Source organism: Streptomyces laurentii (assembly GCF_040635425.1).
Classification (GTDB): Bacteria; Actinomycetota; Actinomycetes; order Streptomycetales; family Streptomycetaceae; genus Streptomyces; species Streptomyces laurentii.
In genome coordinates, this window is record NZ_JBEYHT010000065.1 from 21,661 (window position 1) to 43,085 (window position 21,425).

The following is a 21,425-nucleotide window of genomic DNA, read 5'->3' on the forward strand; positions in this document are numbered from 1 at the left end:
CGTCACACGTCGAGGTCGACGACCACGGGGGCGTGGTCGGAGGCTCCCTTGCCCTTACGCTCCTCGCGGTCGACGTAGCTGTCCTTGACGGCGTCCGCGAACGGCTTGTTGCCGTAGACCAGGTCGATGCGCATGCCCTTGTTCTTCGGGAAGCTCAGCTGGCGGTAGTCCCAGTACGTGTACGGGTGGTCGTACTTCAGCGGGCGCGGCACCACGTCGCCCAGGCCCGCCTCGCGCAGCGCGGCGAGCGCGGCCCGCTCGGGCTCGGTGACATGGGTGGCGCCCTCGAAGGCGGCGATGTCCCAGACATCGTCGTCGGCCGGCGCGATGTTGTAGTCGCCGAGCACCGCGAAGGGCCGCTCCCCCGCCGCGTCGTCGGCGACGGCCGCCTTCAGGGCCTCCAGCCAGCGCAGCTTGTACGCGTAGTGCTCGTGGGCCACCTCGCGGCCGTTCGGCACGTACACCGACCACAGACGGATCGGACCACAGGTCGCCGAGATGGCGCGGGGCTCCTGCGCGCCGTCGTAGTCGGGGCCGCCGGGCAGGCCGGTGACCACGTCCGCGAGGCCGACCCGGGAGACCAAGGCGACCCCGTTCCACCGGCCGGTGGCGTTGACCACCGACTCGTACCCCAGCTGCCGCAGCTCCTCGGCGGGGAACTGCTCGGCGGTGCACTTGGTCTCCTGGACGCACAGCACGTCGGTGCCGCTGCTCTCCAGCCAGGCCAGCAGCCGGGGCAGCCGCGCGGTGATCGAATTGACGTTCCAGGTGGCGATGCGCATGTCCGCAAGCCTACTGGCGGGCACCGACAGCCGCGGTCCGTCCGGGGCGCGGGGCGCGGCCCGGAGCCGTCAGAGCCGCACCGACTCGCCCGGGGCGAGGCGGTGGTGGTCGGTGCCGCCGAGAGCGCCGATCTGCCCGTCGTAGATCGGGCGGGCCAGGTCGGTCAGGAGCGCGTCGTGGACGTCGTACGCGCGCGTGGGCCGCACCTCCCGGACGTAGTCGATCACCTCGGAGATCTTGTTCCACGGGGCCATGACCGGAAGGAACAGAGTCTCCACGGGCCGGTCCGGCACGGTGAGCGCGTCGCCGGGGTGGAACAGGGCGTCGTCGACGAGGAAGCCGGTGTTGGTGACGCGGGGGATGTCCGGGTGGATCACGGCGTGCAGTTCGCCGTGCACCTGGATGTCGAAGCCGGCGGCCGTGAAGGCGTCGCCGTGGCCGACGGTGTGGATCCGCCCCGGGAAGGCGGCCGTCAGCTGCTCGGCGACGCTGCGCGGCGTCCACACCTCGGCGGCCGGATTCGCCTCCAGGGCGGCCCGCAGCCGGCCCTCGTCGAAGTGGTCGGCGTGCTCGTGGGTGACCAGGAGGACGTCGGCGCCGAGCGCGGCGTCCTCCTCGGTGAACATCCCCGGGTCGATGACGAGCGCCCGCCCGTCCTTCTCCAGGCGGACACAGGCGTGCGTGTTCTTCGTCAGCTTCACGGCCGCAGCCTACGCTTGCGGTGTGGTGTCCTCCTTGATCACCCGGCCGACGACGCGCAGCGCGCTCTCGGCGGCGGGCAGCCCGCAGTAGACGGCGGTCTGGAGCAGGATCTCCCGCAGCTCACCGGCGGTCAGCCCGCTGCGCAGGGCGGCCCGGGTGTGGTCGGCGAGCGAGTCGTGGTGCCCGCCGGCGATCAGCGCGGCGAGGGTCACGGCGCTGCGGGTGCGGCGGTCGAGCCCGTCGCGGCTCCATACCTCACCCCAGGCGTAGCGGGTGGCCAGGGTCTGGAAGTCGGCGGCGAAGGGATCGGCGAGGGTCTCGTCGACATGGGCGTCGCCGAGCATCTCCCGGCGCAGCTTGAGCCCGCGCTCGTACACGTCCGGGCGGGCCGTCGCGTCGTCCTCGGCGGGGGCCATCGGGGCGATCTCGCCGACCGGTACGACGGGCGCGGAGGCCTGCGGCATCTGCGGGACCGCCGGGTCCTGCGGGCTCGGGACGGCGACCGGTGCGGGCACCACGGTCAGGCCGCCGTGGGTGTCCTGGCCGAGCGGGGCGAAGTGGCCGGCGAGCAGCTCGGTGACGGCCGAGGGCTGCTCGACGGGGGCCAGATGAGACGCGGCGGGGACGACGGCGAGCCGGGCGTCCTGTATGCCGGCGACGAGGGTACGGGCCTCGGCGGGTCCGGTGATCGCGTCCTCGGAGCCGACCAGGACGAGGGCGGGAACGCCGATCCGGCCCAGGGACTCCCGGACGTCGAAGACGGCGAGCGCCTCGCAGGCGGCGATGTAGCAGCCGGGGTCGGTCGTACGGACCATCTGCACGGCCCAGTCGACGATGGCGGGCTGGGCCGCGGCGAAGGTGGGGGTGAACCACTGCTCGGGCGCGGTACGGGCCATCGGCTCCAGGCCGTTGGCCCGGACCATCACGGCGCGCTGGCGGAACTCGTCGGCGCTGCCGAACCGGGGCGAGGCGGCGACGAGCACGAGCGAGGCGACCCGGTGCGGGGCGCGCAGGGCGAGGTCCATGCCGATGGCACCGCCGAGCGAGCAGCCGGCGTAGCCGAAGCGCTGGATGCCGAGTTCGTCGAGGGTGGCGAGCAGCCGGTCGCCGAGCTCCGCGACGGAGCTGGCGGGCTGGGCGGGCGCGCCGCCGTGGCCCGGCAGGTCGAACCGGACGACCCGCCAGTCGCGGATGAGTTCCGGTATCTGCCGGTCCCACATGTGCCAGGTGGTGCCGAGGGAGGGCCCCAGGACCAGGACCGGTGCGTCCTCTCGTCCGTCGACGCGGTATTGCAGGGTGTTCGTCGGTGTCTCGCTCACCCGCTAGACCCTCTCATTTCTCATGCGGTCTCTCATCGCCGGGTCAAACCTAGCGTCACTCGCACCGGCTGGGCGGCAGGTTCGGAGCGGATCCCTCCTCGGGTGCGCACACTTCCTCCTCGATACGTTCACCAAGGCCGCCCCGGGCGGGCACGGTCGCCCCCTCCGAGGGCGCCGGCCGCGGGAAAGCGAACCTCGCGCTCCCGGTCCCGCGGGGCTCAGGGGGACGTCGTCGAGACCACGTACACGCGCGGGAAGGCCGGGTCGGTCAGGTCGACCGTGATGTCGCGGGTGGGCCGGGGCGGCTCGTGGGCGACCGTGGCGCCGGCCCAGCGGTGGGACGGCACGAAGTTCCAGCCGACGATGTCCGCGTCGCGCCCGCTCACGCTGACCTCGCCGGACTTCAGCGCGGCGCGGCTGCCGCCGCTGTCGGCCAGGTAGGCGTCCAGACCGCCCGCCGTGGTCGTGAACTGGACGTACAGCCGGCTCGTCTTCCAGTTGCTGGTCTCGTAGTAGGCGACGTTCCAGGCACCGGACGGGATCGGGACCTCGAAGACGCGGCGCTTCATCTGGGAGGGCCGGTTGTCCTGGAGGCCGACGGGCGAGGACTCGCGTTCCTTGTCGATGCCGCTGTCGCGGCTCTGGTCCGCCGAGATCACCAGATAGCCGGCCGGGATGCCGATGAGCAGGACGATGGTGAGCAGGGTGAGGAAGCGGCGGCGCAGCATATGCCGCCGCTCCTCCGGAAGCCGCCCCTCCCCCGCGGGCCGACCCGCCGGAGCGGCGGCCGGGGACGACATCGGGGACGCGGGCGATGCCTGGTTCGGCACGGTGGTCCGCTGCCGGGACGCGGTCATGAGCGCGGGTCCTCGGAGGCCGCATCGGGGCCGCGGTCGGCCGCCGTGCCCCCGCCGCGCAGCGCCTGGGTGTAGCGCCCGTACCGCTCGTAGCGCTCCACCCGGCGCCGGTTGGCGCGGCGGAAGCGGCGGGCGACCAGCCGGGCGAGGTCGGCGGCGCCGACCATGCCGGCCTCGGGACCGAGCTGGGCGCGGGCGATCCGGGCCTCGGGGCGGTAGCCGCGGCCGGTGAGGTGGCGGCGGAAGGCGTCCCGGGCGGGGGCGATGAGCAGGTCGTCGGCGGCCGAGACGCCGCCGCCGATGACGAAGCAGGACGGGTCGAGGGCGGCGGCGAGGTTGGCGATGCCGACGCCGAGCCACTGGCCGATGTCCTGGAGGAGTTCGACGCACATGGCGTCGCCCTCGCGGGCCAGCTCGGTGATGAGCGGGCCGGTGATGTCGGGGACGTGGCCCTTGACGCGTTCGATGATCCCGTACGCGACCGGGGAGTCGGCGGCGGCCAGTTCGCGGGCCTCGCGGACCAGGGCGTTGCCGGAGCTGTACTGCTCCCAGCAGCCGCGGTTGCCGCAGGGGCAGCGGTGGCCGCCGGGCACGACCTGCATATGCCCGAATTCGCCGGCGACCCCGTACTTGCCGCGCTTGACCTGGCCGTCCTCCAGGATCGCGCCGCCGATGCCGGTGCCGAGCGTGATCATGACGAGGTGGTCCTCGCCGCGTCCGGCGCCGAAGCGCCACTCGGCCCAGGCGGCGGTGTTGGCGTCGTTGTCCACCATGACGGGGACGGCGAGCCGGGTCTGGAGGGAGTCGCGCAGCGGCTCGTTGCGCCAGGCCAGGTGGGGGGCGAAGAGCACCGTGGACCGGTCGGCGTCGACCCAGCCGGCCGCGCCGATGCCGACGGCGTGCACGTCGTGCCGGTCGGAGAGATCCAGGACCAGCTCGACGATGGTGTCCTCGACGACCTTGGGGCTCTTGGACTTGTCGGGCGTCTCGGTGCGGAGCTTCTCCAGGATGTTGCCGTCCGCGTCGACGACGCCGGCCATCACCTTCGTACCGCCGATGTCGATGCCGACGGTCGGCACCCGGGGCGCCGTCAGATGAGAGCGCCGTTCCCGGGTGCCGACGGTCCGCAGGACCGTGCCGCGGGCGGCGCCCCGGTGGGTGAGATCGCGGTAGGTACTCATCGGGTCGATTCTGCCAGGTGGGGTGGAAGGGGCGCGTCAAGAACCGGCAGGACCGGACGGCCGTTCGAGCTCGTGCCGCAGGTCCTCCAGCTCGGTGCCGCCCGCCATCTGGCGGGTCAACTCGTCCAGGGTGATCGAGCCCTTGGTGTGGCTGCCCGCCATGGCACCCCGCTTGAGCAGCACGAACCGGTCGCCGACGAGGTAGGCGTGGTGCGGGTTGTGAGTGATCAGGACCACGCCGAGACCCTGGTCACGCGCGGCGGCCACATACTTCAGGACCACACCGGACTGCTTCACACCGAGCGCGGCGGTCGGCTCGTCGAGGACGAGGACCTTGGCGCCGAAGTGGACGGCCCGGGCGATGGCCACGCACTGGCGTTCACCGCCGGACAGGGTGCCGATGGGCTGGTCGACGTCCCGCAGGTCGATGCCCATGCGCAGCAGGGCGGTACGGGTGGTCTTCCGCATCAGCGCCACGTCGAGGCGCTTGAAGGGACCCGTGCCGCGGGTGGGCTCGGAGCCGAGGAAGAAGTTGCGCCACACCGGCATCAGCGGGACGACGGCGAGGTCCTGGTAGACGGTGGCGATCCCGCGGTCGAGCGCGTCGCGCGGGTTGACCAGGGTCACCTCCTCGCCTTCGATGCGGAAGGTCCCGGCGTCGTGCCGGTGCAGTCCGGCGACGATCTTGATCAGGGTGGACTTGCCGGCACCGTTGTCGCCGAGGACGCAGGAGATCTCCCCCGCGTTCACCTCCAGGGAGACCCCTTCGAGGGCGCGGATGTTGCCGTAGTACTTGCTGACCGCGTCGAGCTCGACGAGCGGAGCCGCGGCGGCCCCGGCCTCGCCGGATGCCGCGGGGGTCGGGGTCGTCGTCACTTGGTGGCCTCCACGCGCTTGCGGATCCAGGCGTTGAGCAGGGTCGCGAGGAGCAGCATGGCGCCGAGGAAGAACTTGAACCAGTCCGGGTTCCACTCGGCGTACACGATGCCCTTGCTGGTCATGCCGAAGATGACCGCGCCGACGGCGGAGCCGATCGCGGAGCCGTAGCCGCCGGTGATCAGACAGCCGCCGATGACGGCCGCGATGATGTAGATCAGCTCGTTGCCGACGCCCTCGCCGGACTGGACGACGTCGAACGACATCAGGAGGTGCTGGCCGGAGATCCAGGCGCAGAAGGCCACGCCCATGTAGAGGCCGATCTTGGTCTTGAAGACCGGGACGCCGACCGCGCGGGCGGCGTCGGCGCCGCCGCCGACCGCGAAGATCCAGTTGCCGAAGCGGGTGCGCAGCAGGATCCAGGTGGCGAGCGCGACCAGCACGAACCACCACAGGATGGTGACGCGCAGCTCGACGCCGCCGATGGTGACGTGGGACGCGAAAAGCTTCTGCGCGGAGTCGAAACCCTCCATGTCGGCGATCGACTTGGTGGAGACGGTGCCGCTGATCAGCTTGGTGAGACCGAGGTTCAGGCCGGTCAGCATGAGGAAGGTGCCGAGCGTGATGATGAAGCTCGGCAGCTTCGTGCGGGTCAGCATGAAGCCGTTGAACGCGCCGATGGCGAGCGTGACGAGCAGCGAGACGCCGATGCCCACCCACACGTTCGCGGTCATCTGGTAGCTGAACATCGAGGAGACCAGCGCCGAGGTGGTCACGAGGACGCCGGCCGACAGGTCGAACTCGCCGCCGATCATCAGCAGCGCCACCGGGACGGCCATGATGCCGATGGTGGACGCCGCGTACAGCACGGTGCCGAGGCTGGAGGCGCGCAGGAAGCTGTCGGCGACCACCGAGAAGAAGACGAAGACGGCGATGGCGCCGACGACCGAGCCCAGCTCGGGGCGGGCCAGCAGCTTCTTCATGGGCGAGGTGCGCAGCAGCCGCTCGTCGACGTGGTCGACGCCCGCGGGCTCGGGTGGCGCGGCGGCGCTCATCGGGTGCCCCGCTCCGCGTAGTCCTTGAGCGCCGCGGCCTGGTCCTTGGTGATGATCTGCGGGCCGGTGAGGACCGGCTTGCCGCCGCCGAGGACGTTGGCGTTGTACTTGTACAGCCAGAGCAGGTCGACGGCCTCGTAGCCCTGGAGGTAGGGCTGCTGGTCGACGGCGAAGCCGAGGGTGCCGGCCTCGAGGGCGGCGGCGACCTTGGCGTTGAGGTCGAAGGTGTCGATCTCGGCCTTGCTGCCGGCGGTCTTCTTCGCCTGGACGGCGGCGTCGGCGAACGGCGCGCCGAGGGTCACGACGGCGTCGATGGACGGGTCGGACTGGAGCTTGGCGAGGATGGACGCCTGGACGTCGGGCATGTTGGTGCCGTCGACGTACAGGTTCTGCATCTCGCCGCCGAAGGTCTTCTTGGCGCCGGCGCAGCGCTGCTCGTGGCCCACGTTGCCCTGCTCGTGCAGGATGCACAGGGCCTTCTTGCTGCCCCGCTTGTCGAGCTCCTCGCCGACGGCCTCGCCGGCGACGGTCTCGTCCTGGCCGATGTGGGTGAGCGCGCCGAACGCCTTGGACGCGTCGGCCCCGGAGTTCACCGTGATCACCGGGATGCCGGCCTTGACGGCCTTCTCGACGGCGGTCTTCATCGCGTCGGGCTTGGCGAGGGTGACGATGAGACCGTCGACCTTCTTGGCCACGTACGAGTCGATGAGCTGGGCCTGCTGCTGGGCCTCGTCGCTGTGCGCGTAGAGGAAGTTGATGTTGTCCTTGACGGCGGCCTGCTTGGAGCCGTTCTGGACGATGTCCCAGAAGGTGTCGCCGTCGCCCGAGTGGGTGACCATGGCGAAGGTCCACCGGGGGGTGTTCACGGCCGCCCGCCCCTGGGCCGCGGCCGCCTTGCGGGCGTCCTCCGCTCGCTTGCCACCGGTGCTGCTGCAGCCTGCGAGCGCGGCGGTCAGCGCCACCGCGAGCACGGCGCCGACGGCCGCGCGTACCCCTCCTGTACGAACCCTGGTCACGAAGCCGTGCCCTCCTTTGTGTCCTTCTGCGTGCATTGCAGTATCGGTCATGGGGGTCGCGCCGATCTTCAGCGGGGCCCTGCGGGTGTCCTTGCCGGCCCGCTTCGGCCCTGACGCGGCGACACCGGTCCAGGGTCGCGCATCGGGCGGCCTCCGCGGCCGCCCCGGCGGGGATCCCGGGGGAATACCGGGGCCGTGCCCCAGGGGCCCGCGGGCGTACGGGGAGCGGCGGGCGCCCTGGTCCGGCGGACGGGGCCACCGGCCCGTACGTGACGAGTGCCACGGCCGGCGGGGCACCCGACGTCCCGCACGGGTCGCCTCGGCACCGGGCCGCCGGGGTCCGCGGACGGACGGGGCGGCCGCGGCGACGGAGGTGGGCCGGGCACGGACACGGTCGGGAAGGTTAGCCCTGGTGGCGGGGTACGGGAAGACGGAGCGTCCGGACACCCGGACGGCTACCCGGAATGGTATCCGGATATGGCGGGCGGTTTGGGGCGCATGGGGCGGGCGCCCACGAGTGACCGAGGGAGCGATTTCCTCCCCTTCACCCCGCTGTCGCGTCATATGCCAGGCATTTCCTTGACACCCGGGGTGATCCACACCACCTTGGGGCCATGCGGATCGGACTGATCGGAACGGGACGGATCGGCGCCTTCCACGCGGAGGTGCTGGCGCGGCATCCGCAGGTCGGGGCGCTGGTCCTCGCGGACGCGGACACCGAGCGGGCCGCCGGGGTGGCGGGCGCGCTCGGGGCCGACGCGGCGCCGTCGGTCGACGCGCTGTTCGACCACCCGCTGGACGCGGTGGTGATCGCCTCGGCGACGGCCGCGCACGCGGAGCTGATCGGACGGGCCGCGGCGGCCGGGCTGCCGGCTTTCTGCGAGAAACCGATCGCGCTCGACGTGCCGCGGACGCTCGCCGCGCTGGAGGCGGTGGCGGCGGCCGGGACCGAGCTGCAGCTGGGGTTCATGCGGCGCTTCGACGCCGGGTACCGGGCGGCGCGCGAGGCCGTCGCGGCGGGGCGGCTCGGCCGGCTGCACACCGTACGGGCGGTGACCTCCGACCCGGCGCCGCCGCCGGCCGCGTACCTGCCGCTGTCCGGCGGACTGTTCCGGGACTGCATGGTGCACGACATCGACATCGTGCGCTGGGTGACCGGCCGGGAGGTCGTGGAGGTGTACGCGACGGGGTCGGACGCGGGGCCGGCGATGTTCCGCGCGGCCGGGGACGTGGACACGGCGGCGGCGCTGCTCACGCTCGACGACGGCACCCTGGTGTCGGCGACCGCGACGCGCTGCAACGGCGCGGGGTACGACGTACGGATGGAGCTGGCCGGCGAGCGGACCCAGCTGGTGGTCGGCCTGGACGGGCGGACCCCGGTGGAGTCGCTGGAGCCGCGGGGGCCGGCGGCGCCCGGGAAGCCGTGGCCCGGTTTCCTGGAGCGGTTCGCGCCGGCGTACGAGGCGGAGCTGGACGCGTTCGTCGGGCTGGTGCGCGGCGAGCGGGACAATCCGTGCGACGGGCGGGAGGCGCTGACGGCGCTGCGGATCGCGGAGGCGTGCGCGCGCTCGCGCCGGGAGCACCGGCCGGTGCGGGTCGCGGAGATCCCGGCGGGCTGAACGGCCCCGTGGAGGGCGGCCGGCGGAGTCCGGTTCCCCGGACCGGCCGCCGCGGGGTGCGCGACGGCCGGGCCCGGGGCCGGGGTTCACCAGAGGACGGGCAGGTGGCGGGGGCCGCGGATCAGGATGCTCGGCATCCATTCCAGCGGGGGCGCCTCGGGGTCGAGGGCCAGCCGGGGGAAGCGTTCGAGCAGGGCGCGGACGGCGATCTCGCCCTCCAGGCGGGCCAGCGGCGCGCCCAGGCAGAAGTGGATGCCGTGGCCGAAGCCGAGGTGGCCGCGCGTGTCGCGGTGGATGTCGAAGCGGTCGGGCTCGGGGAAGCGGCTGGGATCGCGCCCGGCGGAGGCGATCCCGACGACGGCGACGGACCGGGCCGGGATGACCGTGTCGCCGATGGTGACGTCCTCGCGGGTGAAGCGGTACGTGGCCGTCTCCACCGGCCCGTCGTGCCGCAGGACTTCCTCGATCGCCCCCGGCAGCAGCCCGAAGTCGGCTCGCACGGCCGCCAGTTGCTCGGGGTGGGTGAGCAGCAGCCGTACGGTGGTACCGATGAGGTTCGCGGTGGTCTCGTGCCCGGCGACGATCAACAGCTGGGCGAGTCCGCGCAGTTCGGGCAGCGAGAGCCGGTCGCCGTCCTCGGCGCGGGCGGCGATGAGCGCCGACAGCAGGTCGTCGCCCGGTCCGGCGGCCCGCTTGTCCTCGATGAACGTGTCGAGGTAGGCGGCGAAGCCCTTGATGGCCTCTTCCTCGGCCACGGCGCCGCTGGGCGCGACGATCTCGTGCGACCAGGCCCGGAAGGTGTCGCGGTCGGCGACGGGCACCCCGAGGAGTTCGCAGATGACGGTGATGGGCAGCGGGAAGGCGAAGGCGTCGACGAGGTCGCCGCGCCCGGCCGGAGCCATCATGTCGAGGAGTTCGTCGGCCAGTTGACGCACCCGCGGCCGCAGCGCCTCGACGCGGCGGCCGGTGAACTCGCGCGCGACGAGCTTGCGCAGCCGGGTGTGGTCGGGCGGGTCGGCCGCGAGCAGGTGGGGGCCGATGATCTCGACCTCCGGCGGGACGAACCCGGTGAAGGCGCCGTCCTTGGTGAACCGCTGGTCGGTGAGGGCGGCGCGGGCCTCGTCGTACCCGACGATCAGCCAGGCCGGCGAGCCCTCGGGGGTGATGATCTCGTGGACCGGGCCGGACGCGCGGAGGGCGGCGTAGTGCGGGTGGGGGTTCGCGGTGAACTCCGGGCCGTACTCCCGCAGATCGATGACCGTCATGCTCGACCTCTCTCCAGACTGGGGGGCTGTCCCGGGCGGATCGGGTGAAACCGACCTTAGGCTCCCTGATCGCTGTCAGGAAGGTCGACCAGGCCGGCGTCGTGGACGAGCAGCGCGATCTGGACACGGTTGTTGAGGCCGAGTTTGGCCAGCACCCGGGAGACGTGCGTCTTGACGGTGGGGACGCTCATGTAGAGCGCGGCGCCGATCTCGGCGTTGGTGCGGCCCTGGCCGACGGCGAGGGCGACGTCGCGCTCGCGCGTCGCGAGGGAGTCGAGGCGGCGCAGGGCGGCGGCGCGGCGGGGCGGTCCGGCCTGCGGTCCGGCCTGTGGCCCGGTCGCCTCGCCGGCGGGGTCCGGGTGCCGGACGACGTGCGTCATCAGCTGGCGGGTGACGGCCGGGGAGAGCACGGGGTCGCCGGCCGCCACCCGCCGTACGGCGGTGACGATCTCGGCGGGCGGGGTGTCCTTGAGGACGAAGCCGGCGGCGCCGGCGCGCAGGGCGCGCAGGACCTGTTCGTCGGCGTGGAAGGTGGTGAGGACGACGACCTCGGGCGCGCCGGGCCGGACGCGGAGCCGTTCGGTGGCGGTGAGGCCGTCGGTCCGCGGCATGCGGATGTCCATGAGGACGACGTCGGGGGCGAGCCGGTCGACGAGGCCGGGGACCTCGTCGCCGTCGGCGCCCTCGCCGACGATCGCGATGTCCTCGGCGCCGCCGAGCATCAGGGCGAGGCCCCCGCGGACCAGGGGGTCGTCGTCGACGATGAGCAGCCGGATGGTCATACGGGCCACGGTAGCCAGGCGTGCAGGGCGAAGCCGCCGTCGGGGGCGGGTCCGTGGGTCAGCCGGCCGCCGGCGAGGGTGGCGCGTTCGGTGAGTCCGATGAGGCCCTGGCCGGAGCCGGGGACGTGCGGGACCGGCCCGGTGGGGGCGGGGTTCGCGACGTCGAGGGTGAGCCCTTCGCCGGGGCGGCCGCGCAGCGTGAGGGTGACCTCGGCGCCGGGCGCGTGCTTGCGGGCGTTGGTCAGGGCTTCCTGGGCGATCCGGTAGACGGTGCGGCCGGTGGCGGCGGGGACGGCGCCGGGCTCGGTGACGGTGGAGTCGAGGACGACCTTCATGCCGGCCTCGCGGACTTCGGCGACGAGGCTGTCGAGGGTGACGAGGGTGGGCTGGGGGCGGTTGGCGGCGCCGCCCTCCTCGTCGGGGGCGCGCAGCACGCCGATGATCTCGCGCAGGTCCTGGAGGGCTTCGTGGGCGCTGTCGCGGATGACGCCGGCGGCGCGGGCGACCTGCGCGGGCGGGGCGTCGGGGCGGAACTCCAGGGCGCCCGCGTGCACGCTGAGCAGGGTGAGCCGGTGGGCCAGGACATCGTGCATCTCGCGGGCGATGGCCTCGCGGGCCTGCCGCTGGGCCTGTTCGGCGCGCAATCCGGCCTCGGCCTCGGCGCGTACGGCCCGGTCGCGCAGCGCCTCGACGAGCTGGCGGCGGGAGCGCACCAGCATGCCCCAGGCGGTGACGAGGAGGATGAGGACGACGCCGATGCCGATGCCGAGGATGTTGCTGGTGCCGGGCTCGGGGCGGACGAAGACCTGGACGGTGGAGGTGCCGACGGCGAGCAGCCCGATCCAGGCGACCTCGCGGAAGGGGCGGCGTACGGCCACGCTGAACAGCGCGGCGAGCAGGGCGCCGCCGGCGGTGGGCGCGAAGACGCTGACCACGCACAGGGTGACGGCGAGTCCGACCGGCCGGCGGCGGCGCAGCCAGACGGCGCAGCAGGCGAGCCCGCCGACGATCTGGTCGACGAGGTTGACGACCTCGCTGCTGTACTGGGCGCTGGTCTCGGCGGCGAGGACGCCGACGAGCGCGGCGAGCAGGAAGATCGCGGTGTCGACCACCCAGTCCCGTACGGTGCGCCGCGGTCGCCCCTGGTCCGGCCCGGCTCCGTCGTGGCGGGCGGCCTCGACCAGGTGGGAGGGGAACAGCCAGGTGTGGCGTTCCGGGCGTGCCGTGCGTGTCATACCCGAAATGTACGCAGCCGAGGGCGGCGGCGGAGGCGCCCGGCGGCCGGGCGATACCAAAGTCGCGGGCCCGGATACTTCGGTCGTACGGAGGGGCGCGGGCCGGATACCGGTGGCCGACGCGGGACGGGGCGGCGCCTGGCCATGATCGACGGCATGAAGAGGATTCTCGAGGTCACGGGTTTTCTGGTGATGGTCTTCGGCGTCTGCGGGATCCTCCGCGAGCTGACCGGAGGCTGGTTCAAGCTGATGGGGGTGACCCGGCTGCTGACGGATCACGTCTGGTTCCTGGAGGGGCGGGAGTTGTACGCGAACATCGTGATCGCGGCGCTCGGGCTGGTGATCATGGTGGTCTCCGACCGGGTGAAGGCCTGAGCGGCGCGAGGCCGTAGGCGATACGGCGCGGGGGACGCGGGCGACACGTCGGGGGCGTGTCGCCCGCTGGTCGTCACGGGGCGGCGCGCGAGGGAATCCGATCCCGTCAGGGCGCGGGCTCGTCCTGGCGCAGGCGGCGGAACACGTCCGGGGTGGTCCATCCGCGCAGCATGGCGCGGATGGTCGACCGGAACGCGACGTCGGCCGTGGCGGTGTCGAGGGCGCCGGCCAGTTCGAGGGTCACGAGCCCGTGCAGGGTCCCCCAGACCGACAGGGCGATCTCCGTCGCGTCGCCGGCGAGGACGGACGCGGTCAGGCCGCGGCCGATGGCGGCGAGGAGGGGACGGATCGGGTCGGCGGCGCCCACCTGCCCCGACGGTTCGAAGGACTGCACGCCGCCGAACAGCACCGTGTACAGATGCCGGTTCTCGCAGCCCCAGCGGCGGTAGGCGACACCCAGCGCGCAGAGGTCGGCGAGCGGGTCCGCGGAGGGCCGGACCGCCGACAGATCCCGGAACAGACCGGCGACCGCCCGGTCGCGCACCGCGCCGATCAGCCCGTCCTTGCCGCCGAACAGGGAGTACACCGCCGTCGTCGACGCCTCGGCGGCCGCCGCGACGGCGCGGATCGTGACCGACTCCCGCGGACGGGTGGCGAGCATCTCGGTCGCGCACTCCACGAGCCGTTCCCTGACGGCCTCGTCGTTCGTTCTCGGCCTTCCCACGCCCGGCAGCCTACCCGCCCTGGTAGCGTCGTTTTGAAACGGCGTTCTGAAACTACGTGCCGGAGGTCTGCCATGCCCCTGCCCGCTCGACGACTGTCCGCTCGACGGCTCGGCCGCACGGCGGGACGATTAGCCATGTTCCTGGGCGCCGTCGCAGCGTTGGCCGTCGCGTTCCTCGCCCTGATCGTGCTCACCGACGGGGCGGGTTCAGGGCTCGTCGCATGGGCGGCGACCCTCGGGGTGGGGGCCGCGTTCGCGCTGTGGCGGAGCCGGCGACGCGCGTGGCGGGGGCGAATGGCGCCGTTCCTGCCGGTGGCCGTCGCGGCGGCGCTGACGGCGACGGTCTGCGTCCCGGCCGTGCCGACGGCCCGCCGCCTCCCGCCCGACCTGCCGTTCGTCGCCACGCGGCACTGGACGCTGGCCACCGGCAGCCGGGTCGCGGTGTACCACTACCCGCCCGCGAACGGCGGCCCCCGGCAGCCCGTCCCGCTGGTGTACCTCCACGGCGGACCGGTCCGCGGCATCGCGGAGATCGACCACCGGTTCCTGCGGCTCCTGGCCGGCCGGGGGTACGACGTCTACGCGTACGAGCAGGCCGGCGGCGGGCGCAGCGACCTGCTCCCCCTGGCCGACTACTCGATCGCGCGGTCGGTCCGCGATCTCGCCGCCTTCGTGGACCGCCTGGGCCGGGGCAAGGCCGACGTCCTCGGCTTCTCCGCGGGCGGCACCGTCCTCACCCGGGCCGTGGCCGACCCGGCCGTCGCCGCCCGTCTGCACCGGGCGATCATCGCCGAACCCGGCCCGATGGACGGCCCCACCGCGCGCCTCGCCGGGCACAAGGGCCGGGAGTCCGCGCGGGACCTCGCCCCGGCCGTGACCGGGCCGCGATCCACGTATCTCCCCCGGTACGCCGTGGCGTTCGGCCTGATGCGGCTCGGGCTCCTCTCCCCCGGGACCGGACTGGTCGGACAGGCCGAGGGCGACAACGCCTTCACCGCCGCGGACCTCGGCAGCGACACCGCGTCCGCCTACTGCGCGCGCGACGCGCACCGCATCCCGGTCGAGAACACCGCGGACAACTTCTCCTTCAGCCCCGCCGCCAGCCTGCGCATCCAGCGGACGATCGAGGAATCACCGTCCCTCGCACCGCTGTTGAGGCGGTCTCGGACACCGGCGATGCTGATGATCGCCGAATGCTCCTCCCAGATCCGCCGGTGGGAGACCGCGGTCCTCGCCGAGGATCCCGCCATCGAGCGCACGCAGTACCTGCCGGGGGTCGGACACCGCATGTGGAACGGACTGGACGACAACGACGAGCGGGCCGCCGCCGTCATCACCGCGTTCCTGCGGGGCAGGCCCGCTCCCCTGCCCGACTATCCGACCCGTGAGGGGATCCCCGCCTTCCTGCGCGCCGGTAAATAGGGTGGAAAGACCTCTCCCGTTCACATGATCATGTGGTGTTAGTCTGTCGATCTTCAATCTTCAATCATCAGCGGAGTGGCGGTCACCCGGGTCGTGGGGACGGGGGCGGTGCCGTACGGCGCCGCCGGGTTGGGGGAACATGCGCGCAGGGCGCCCGTTGCAGGCTCTCGGTCTCTCCGCGACGGCGGAGGCCGTCTACCTCACGCTCGTGGAACGGGGTCCGCGGACCCTGGCCGAGCTCACCGACCGGCCGGCACCACCCGCCGGGCCTCCCGCGGACGACCTGACGGACGCGGTGGACGAACTCAGCGACATCGGTCTGGTCTCGCGCCGGAACGGCAGACTGACCGCCCAGCCGCCCCGCGCGGTCCTGGAGGCGGTCGCCGAGCGGCGGGCACGCCAGGCCCGGATCGCCTACGAGAGTGCGACGACACTGTCCCAGTTCTGGCTGGACCACACCGCCGGTTCGAGTTACGTCGAGGTCGTCGACACCTCCGGCCGGCCCAAGGCGGTCCAGCTCCGCGTCCACAACGAGGCCGTGGAGCAGGTGCGGGCGCTGTCGATCGGTCCGGTGGGCGGTGGGGACCGGGTCCTGGAGGTCGGCCCGGGGACGCTGGACGCGCTCGACCGGGGCATCGCCTACCGGGTGGTGTACAGCGCCAACATCCTTCAGGATCCGAAGGCGTTGGAGCTGGCGCGCGACTGCGTCGCGCACGGGGAGCAGGCGCGGGTCTTCCCGGACGTCGCCCTCAACGTGCTGGTCTGCGACGACCGTTTCGCCGTCGTGTCCGTCACCGCCCCCGACCGTTCGGGGCACCACAGCATCATCGTCCAGCCGTCGGGGCTCCTGGACGGGGTGATCGGCGTCTTCGAGTCGTACTGGCGGATCGCCGTGCCGCTGCCGCCGGCAGGTGAGACCGCGGGCAGCGAAGCCACCCCCGAGGGGCGGCAGTTGCTCAGCTATCTGAGCGCGGGGCTGACCGACGAGTCGATCGCCCGTGAACTCGGGGTGAGCGAGCGGACCGTGGCCCGGCGTATCGCCCGGCTGCAGGAGATGCTCGGCGCCAAGACCCGCTTCCAGCTCGGCGTCCAGGCCAATCGCCACGGCTGGCTGTGAACACCGGCCCGGCGGGCGGGAGTCGGGGAAACGCGAGACGGGCCGGCGGGTGTGCTCCGGCCCGTCCCACGCGGGTGTTCAGCCACGCGACCGCTCAGCCGGTCGGCCGGCGGTCGGGTGACTCACGGTCGGACGTCGTTGTCAGTTGACGTCCGGCTTGACCAGGTCCGGCAGCTTGACCTCGAACATCTTGTCCAGGGTCATCGCCGGCAGGATGTGCCCCTGGTTCGGCGCGTCGTTGGCCACGCTCGCACCCCAGTTGGAGGAGTTGAAGCGCTGGTTGGGCGTGCCGTGGTGGCCGGAGCTGGTGAAGCTGCAGTCACCGACCTGGTAGAACGACTTCTGGGTGTTGAGGACCCGGGCGGCGTTCAGGGCCTCGCCGCGGGAGTGGGTCAGGTAGTACGTGCCGAACGCGTCCGCCATCAGCTCGGTGCGGCGGGTGGCCTCCGGGCCCCTCAGGTCGCTCTCGAAGAGGTTCTTCTGGTACTGCACGTGGTGCCCGAACTCGTGGCCCAGGATGCCGCGCGGCGCGACGTCGTCCAGACCGATCGCGTTCATGCCCTGCATGATGCCGTCACCCATGATGATCCGGTCGCTGATGCCCATCGGCGCCGGGTCGTCCACCTCGCTGTAGGCGAAGGCGTTGAAGGTGAAGATCGGGTTGGCGCCGCCCTGGAGGGCCGGCTCCGAGTCGATCATCTCGATGAACAGGTCCGCCAGGTCGAGGTTGTCCGCGGGCGTGTCGCCGTACATCACGGCGAGCGTCCGGGCCAGCCGGTCACGGTCGGCGAAGACGTCCGCACCGTGCATGGGGACCATCTGGATCCGGGCCGAGTCGATGTCCCAGAAGCGCTTCAGGTTCTTCATCTCGGAAGTGAGCTTCTTGGTGTACTCGCCGTTGACACCGAAGGTGTTGCCCGCCGACTCCTTGCCGAAGACCAGCGCGTCGTAGGTCGGCGCGTCGAAGCCGCCGAAGAGGGAGAGGACGAACACCACGAACGGGTCCTGGACACCGTCGAGGAGGCCGTTGGCATACGTCGACAGGGAGGTCGTCTTGCACTGGTAGTCGCCCGGGTTGATGGCGCTGTCGCGGACCTCGGTCCACGTCGAGTCGCTCAGACCGTACTTGGCGCGGGTCGCGTCGAGGCGGGCCTGCCAGTCGGCCGGCAGCTTCGACTCGATGCGGTCGACGACCGCCTGCTGCTCCGGGGTCAGATTGGAGAGGTCGAAACCGGACCGCGGCGACTGGCTCGCCGCGGTCGGGGCGTCGGTCGTGTCGGCGGCCTGCGCGGGAAGCGACATGCCAAGGCCACAGGTCGCGGCGATCACCAGGCTCGCCGCCACGGACAGGGTCTTCTTCACGGGGTCTCCTTTCGAGGTGCCCAAGAGGGCATCCGCGGGCGCCGCCCAGTCTGTAAGGACAACTACCGGTAGTAGTACGGTCGTTCACTGTCCGAAACCGGCATGTCTGGAACCTGACAGTCCTCTGGGCGCCGCATCGCGCGGCGAAGGAGACGATCGCCGCAGGTCGGAGGCACCGTCCGGGGCACTCACCCCTTTCCCGTACACGACGGATGTCATCGAACGGTCAACCCGTGCCCCCGTTTGACGGCCCGTCGTGGACCTTCGGAGCGGGCTGCCCTTCCGGGCCAACGCCCCGGCGCCGGCGGCGCCTTGCTACTCGCCTGTCCGGCTCTGGAGCTGCAGGAGGAGGCAGATCCGGAAGGTGGCCGCGCCCCGGCCGTAGGTCAGCGCGCCCGCGGTGGCGAAGGGAAGGGAGAGAGCGAGGACGCCCAGCATCTGCGGCCAGTCGCGTTCCTCCCCGCAGAAGGATTCGCGGGCGTGCAACTGCTCACGGGGCGCGCTGACCGGAGCCTCGCAGTCCCTCTCGTGCGCCTTGGAGACGTCGACGCTGAACGGGGTGAGGAACAGGAAGGCGAACCAGGCCCACAGCAACCCGGCCACCACGAGCAGGCCGATGCCCATGCCCATGGCGGCCTGAGAGCGGTCACGCAGCTTGACGATGTCGTCGTTCGGAAGCATGGTTCCTCAACCTATCGGTCGCCCTCGTCGGCGGCTCGACGGCCCCAACTGGTGCCCCCGAGCACGAGGATGGCACCGAACAGGCCGAGGACGCCGGGGCGGTCACCGGCCAGGGCGATGCCGGCGGCGGCCGCCCACAGCGGTTCGGTGCCGAGCAGCAGGCTGACCCGGGACGGGGAGGTGCGGCGGACCGCCCACATCTGCACGAAGAAGGCGAAGAGCGTGCAGAAGACGGAGAGGAAGAGGAGTCCGGCCCACTCGCGCACTCCGAAGGCGCGTGCCGCCTCCCACGGCGCCGCCCCGCCGCCGGAACCGGAGAGTGCGGCGAGCAGCGCGAAAACGACGACGGCGGAGCCGAGTTGGACGGTGGTGAGGGAGAGCGACCCCGCCGTCCGGACGGCCTTGATACGGGACATCACGAGGACGTGCGCGGTGCGGGCGAGCGCGGCGAGCAGCATGAGCAGATCGCCGGACGAGGGCGTGGTGAAGCCGCCGCCCTGGGTGAGCAGGACGACGCCCGTGACGGACAGCGCGGCGGCGGCCAGGAAGGCGCGGGGCGGGCGGGTACGGGTGACGGCGGCCTCGGCGAGCGGCGTGAGGATCATCGTGAGGCTGATGATCAGGCCCGCGTTGGTGGCGGAGGTGTGGACGACCCCGTACGTCTCCAGCAGGAACACCCCGGCGAGGACCAGCCCGAGCAGGCCCGCGCCGCGCCACTGGGCCGCGGTCAGCGCCCGCAGCCCGCGCCATCCGGCCACGACGAGGACGGGCAGGACCACCGCGAACCGCAGGATCAGGACGGCGAGCACGGTGGAACCGGTGGTGATGCCCTTGGCGGCGAGATAGCTGCCGCCCCAGACCACCGCGACCAGCAGGACGGGCAGGTCGGTGAGCCAGGCGGGACGGCCCGGGGCACCGAGCGACGCGGGGGCGGCGACGGCCGGGGACGCGGTCATGGGCGGGGTCTCCAACGGGGTGGGGCACGGTGGAGACTTCGGCGGCTCTCACGCGGGGATGATCACCGTACCGGTCGTCTCGCACCATGCTCGGCCCCGCGCCTCGGCCCCGCGCCTCGGCCCCGCGCTCGCCCCCGTGTCGGGAGCGCGTCCGAAGCACGTCCGGGCCGCGTCCGCGTCCGCTATCCCACCGTCCCGTAGGTGGGCCGGCCCGCCTGCTCGTACGTCTGGATGGCCAGGCCCGACGCGGTGCGCCGCAGGTCGGTCAGCCGGAAGGCGGCGGGGGTGGCGCCGGCCTCGAAGAGACGGCGGCCCTTGCCGAGGACGACCGGGAAGACGCACAGGTGGAGGGTGTCGATCAGGTCGTGGGCGAGGAGCGTCCGGGCGAGGGCGGCGCTGCCGTGCATCTGGATCTCCCCGTCCAGCCGCCGCTTGAGCTCCGCGACCTCCTCGGCCACCTCGCCCCGCAGGACGGTGGTGGTGGGCCAGTCGGCCGCGGTGAGGGTGGTCGAAGCGACGTACTTGGGCAGGGAGTTGAGCTTGCTCGCGATGAGGTCGCCGGGGTCGGTCCGCTTCGGCCAGTAGCCGGCGAAGATGTCGTACGTGCGGCGGCCGAGGAGGAACGCGGTGGGCCGCGCGAACACCTCGGTGATGAAGCGGCCGAAGTCCTCGTCCCCGTACGGCATGGACCAGCCGCCGAGGTCGAAGCCGTCCCGGGTGTCCTCCTCGGGCCCGCCGGGGCCCTGCTGGACGCCGTCGAGGGTGACGAACTGGGTGAGGCTCAGGGTGGCCATGGAGTGCCCTTTCTGTCGCTGACCATCGTGTCTCACCGGGAAAGACCGCGCCCCTCGGAGAAACTCATCGGCGATACGCGTCCGTGCTTCTCGGGGAGCGAATCGCGGGCCTTTCGTGGGCCCTTCGAGGGCCGCTTCGCGTCCCGCTCCCCCGTACCGCCTCGGCGTCCGATTGCCGCCAGCGTGCCGGGCCCGCCCCGCATTTGATTGAACTCGCAACGACAAGCGCTGCACGGGAAATCGCGAGGAGTACGGAATGTCCACGATGAACGGCAAGGCGGTCCTGGTCACCGGCGGCAGCCGGGGTATCGGCGCGGCGACGGCCGTCCGGCTGGCCGAGGAGGGCGCGGACGTGGCGTTCACCTACGTCCAGGGCGAGGAGCGGGCCCGCGAGGTCACGGCCCGGATCGAGGCGGCCGGCCGCAAGGCCCTCGCCCTGCGGGCCGACGCCGCGGACGCGGGCGACGCGGCCGGGGCGGTGACGTGGGCGGCCGACGCCCTCGGCCGGCTCGACGTGCTCGTGAACAACACAGGGGTCGGCGTCCTCGGCCCGCTGGAGTCGCTCACCCTCGCGGAGGCGGACCGGGTGCTCGCGGTGAACGTGCGCAGCGCCTTCCTGGCCGCGCAGGCGGCCGCCGCGCGCATGGACGAGGGCGGCCGGATCATCACGGTCGGCAGCTGCGTCGCCCAGCGGGTGCCCGGGCCGGGCGCCACGCTGTACGCGACGAGCAAGGCCGCGCTCATCGGCCTGACGAAGGCGCTGGCGCGGGAACTGGGCGGGCGCGGCATCACCGCGAACGTCGTCCACCCGGGCCCGATCGACACCGACATGAACCCGGCCGACGGCCCGTACGCCGAGGGCCAGGCCGGCATGACGGCCCTCGGCCGCTTCGGCACCCCCGGCGAGGTGGCCGCGATGATCGCGTTCCTCGCGGGCCCGGGCGCCTCGTACGTGACGGGCGCCGAGTTCTCGGTGGACGGCGGCCACGCGGCGTAAGGCGCGCGCCCGGTCCGCCGGGCGAGGACGGTACGGCGTGGGGCCGGGGCTCACCGAGCTCCGGCCCACACGCCGTACGGACTCGCGCAGGACGTCTCACGTCCCACGCCTCGCACGGTGCCTCTCACACACAGTGCTTCTCACGCGGTGCCTCTCACGCGGTGCCCAGTGCGGCGCGCAGGACGCCGATCGCCTGGGCGAGGGCGGCCTGGGCCGCGTGGGTGTCGCGGAGGGCGTTGAGCATGACGAAGTCGTGGATGATGCCTTGGTAGCGGACGGCGGTGACGGGGACGCCGGCGGTGCGGAG

At 72.7% G+C, this 21,425-nt stretch carries 21 protein-coding genes and 1 pseudogene; 5 read left to right on the forward strand and 17 right to left on the reverse strand.

Annotated elements, in window-relative coordinates:
- Positions 1–2: 2 nt before the first annotated feature.
- The 8 genes from ABZ693_RS29870 to ABZ693_RS29905 form a co-directional block, all read right to left on the reverse strand.
- Positions 3–782, reverse strand: a complete 780-nt coding sequence (locus tag ABZ693_RS29870) for an exodeoxyribonuclease III (RefSeq protein ID WP_359883648.1) — start codon at positions 780–782, stop codon at positions 3–5.
- A 69-nt stretch (positions 783–851) separates the two neighbouring features.
- Positions 852–1,484 (reverse strand): MBL fold metallo-hydrolase, encoded by a 633-nt coding sequence (locus ABZ693_RS29875; protein WP_359883651.1) that lies wholly within the window; start codon positions 1,482–1,484, stop codon positions 852–854.
- Positions 1,485–1,493: 9 nt separating this feature from the next.
- Positions 1,494–2,804: a bifunctional 3-oxoadipate enol-lactonase/4-carboxymuconolactone decarboxylase PcaDC gene (gene pcaDC, locus ABZ693_RS29880; RefSeq protein ID WP_359883653.1), complete on the reverse strand. Its 1,311-nt coding sequence runs from the start codon at positions 2,802–2,804 to the stop codon at positions 1,494–1,496.
- Positions 2,805–3,022: 218 nt separating this feature from the next.
- Positions 3,023–3,661 (reverse strand): hypothetical protein, encoded by a 639-nt coding sequence (locus ABZ693_RS29885; RefSeq protein WP_435842580.1) that lies wholly within the window; start codon positions 3,659–3,661, stop codon positions 3,023–3,025.
- Complete coding sequence (locus tag ABZ693_RS29890; protein ID WP_359883656.1) at positions 3,658–4,842, reverse strand: ROK family glucokinase; 1,185 nt, start codon at positions 4,840–4,842, stop codon at positions 3,658–3,660. The genes ABZ693_RS29885 and ABZ693_RS29890 overlap by 4 nt, the downstream gene beginning before the upstream one ends.
- Positions 4,843–4,878: 36 nt before the next feature.
- Positions 4,879–5,718 (reverse strand): ATP-binding cassette domain-containing protein, encoded by an 840-nt coding sequence (locus ABZ693_RS29895; RefSeq protein WP_359883658.1) that lies wholly within the window; start codon positions 5,716–5,718, stop codon positions 4,879–4,881.
- Positions 5,715–6,773, reverse strand: a complete 1,059-nt coding sequence (locus tag ABZ693_RS29900) for an ABC transporter permease (protein WP_359883661.1) — start codon at positions 6,771–6,773, stop codon at positions 5,715–5,717. Before ABZ693_RS29900 ends, ABZ693_RS29895 begins: the two co-directional genes overlap by 4 nt.
- A complete protein-coding gene (locus ABZ693_RS29905) occupies positions 6,770–7,789 on the reverse strand; it encodes a sugar ABC transporter substrate-binding protein (protein ID WP_359883663.1) in 1,020 nt (339 codons plus the stop codon). The genes ABZ693_RS29900 and ABZ693_RS29905 overlap by 4 nt, the downstream gene beginning before the upstream one ends.
- 614 nt (positions 7,790–8,403) lie before the next feature.
- Between ABZ693_RS29905 and ABZ693_RS29910 the strand changes: the two genes are divergently transcribed.
- Positions 8,404–9,408, forward strand: a complete 1,005-nt coding sequence (locus ABZ693_RS29910; protein WP_359883667.1) for a Gfo/Idh/MocA family protein — start codon at positions 8,404–8,406, stop codon at positions 9,406–9,408.
- Between the two features lie 86 nt (positions 9,409–9,494).
- Here ABZ693_RS29910 and ABZ693_RS29915 read toward each other — a convergent pair whose 3' ends face one another.
- The 3 genes from ABZ693_RS29915 to ABZ693_RS29925 are packed head-to-tail and all read right to left on the reverse strand — an operon-like array spanning position 9,495 to position 12,690.
- The gene (locus ABZ693_RS29915; RefSeq protein WP_359883670.1) at positions 9,495–10,673 is read right to left on the reverse strand and encodes a cytochrome P450 family protein; all 1,179 of its coding nucleotides are present in this window, start codon (positions 10,671–10,673) and stop codon (positions 9,495–9,497) included.
- 56 nt (positions 10,674–10,729) lie between these two features.
- Positions 10,730–11,455 (reverse strand): response regulator, encoded by a 726-nt coding sequence (locus ABZ693_RS29920; protein ID WP_359883673.1) that lies wholly within the window; start codon positions 11,453–11,455, stop codon positions 10,730–10,732.
- The gene (locus ABZ693_RS29925; RefSeq protein WP_359883675.1) at positions 11,452–12,690 is read right to left on the reverse strand and encodes a sensor histidine kinase; all 1,239 of its coding nucleotides are present in this window, start codon (positions 12,688–12,690) and stop codon (positions 11,452–11,454) included. Before ABZ693_RS29925 ends, ABZ693_RS29920 begins: the two co-directional genes overlap by 4 nt.
- A gap of 156 nt (positions 12,691–12,846) precedes the next feature.
- Between ABZ693_RS29925 and ABZ693_RS29930 the strand changes: the two genes are divergently transcribed.
- On the forward strand, positions 12,847–13,065 hold the full coding sequence (locus ABZ693_RS29930) for a hypothetical protein (RefSeq protein WP_359883678.1): 219 nt from the start codon (positions 12,847–12,849) through the stop codon (positions 13,063–13,065).
- A gap of 106 nt (positions 13,066–13,171) precedes the next feature.
- Here the strand turns inward: ABZ693_RS29930 and ABZ693_RS29935 are convergent, their stop codons facing one another.
- On the reverse strand, positions 13,172–13,789 hold the full coding sequence (locus ABZ693_RS29935) for a TetR/AcrR family transcriptional regulator (RefSeq protein WP_359883680.1): 618 nt from the start codon (positions 13,787–13,789) through the stop codon (positions 13,172–13,174).
- A 135-nt stretch (positions 13,790–13,924) separates the two neighbouring features.
- On the opposite strand from ABZ693_RS29935, the gene ABZ693_RS29940 reads away from it, so the two are divergent.
- Positions 13,925–15,211, forward strand: coding sequence for an alpha/beta fold hydrolase (locus ABZ693_RS29940; protein ID WP_359883683.1), 1,287 nt, complete (start codon positions 13,925–13,927; stop codon positions 15,209–15,211).
- Between the two features lie 139 nt (positions 15,212–15,350).
- Positions 15,351–16,328, forward strand: coding sequence for a helix-turn-helix transcriptional regulator (locus ABZ693_RS29945; protein WP_359883685.1), 978 nt, complete (start codon positions 15,351–15,353; stop codon positions 16,326–16,328).
- A 141-nt stretch (positions 16,329–16,469) separates the two neighbouring features.
- On the opposite strand, the gene ABZ693_RS29950 is transcribed toward ABZ693_RS29945, so the two are convergent.
- From ABZ693_RS29950 to ABZ693_RS29965, 4 genes are all read right to left on the reverse strand, one after another.
- Entirely contained in the window at positions 16,470–17,690 is a 1,221-nt protein-coding gene (locus tag ABZ693_RS29950; RefSeq protein ID WP_359883688.1) for a neutral zinc metallopeptidase, read from the reverse strand.
- Positions 17,691–18,005: 315 nt separating this feature from the next.
- Entirely contained in the window at positions 18,006–18,371 is a 366-nt protein-coding gene (locus tag ABZ693_RS29955) for a hypothetical protein (protein WP_359883690.1), read from the reverse strand.
- Between the two features lie 11 nt (positions 18,372–18,382).
- On the reverse strand, positions 18,383–19,327 hold the full coding sequence (locus ABZ693_RS29960; protein WP_359883693.1) for a DMT family transporter: 945 nt from the start codon (positions 19,325–19,327) through the stop codon (positions 18,383–18,385).
- 182 nt (positions 19,328–19,509) lie between these two features.
- A complete protein-coding gene (locus tag ABZ693_RS29965; protein ID WP_359883694.1) occupies positions 19,510–20,121 on the reverse strand; it encodes a dihydrofolate reductase family protein in 612 nt (203 codons plus the stop codon).
- Between the two features lie 256 nt (positions 20,122–20,377).
- On the opposite strand from ABZ693_RS29965, the gene ABZ693_RS29970 reads away from it, so the two are divergent.
- A complete protein-coding gene (locus ABZ693_RS29970; protein ID WP_359883697.1) occupies positions 20,378–21,118 on the forward strand; it encodes an SDR family NAD(P)-dependent oxidoreductase in 741 nt (246 codons plus the stop codon).
- A gap of 154 nt (positions 21,119–21,272) precedes the next feature.
- On the opposite strand, the pseudogene ABZ693_RS29975 reads toward ABZ693_RS29970, so the two are convergent.
- Positions 21,273–21,425: pseudogene (locus ABZ693_RS29975) on the reverse strand (esterase); the annotation flags it as partial.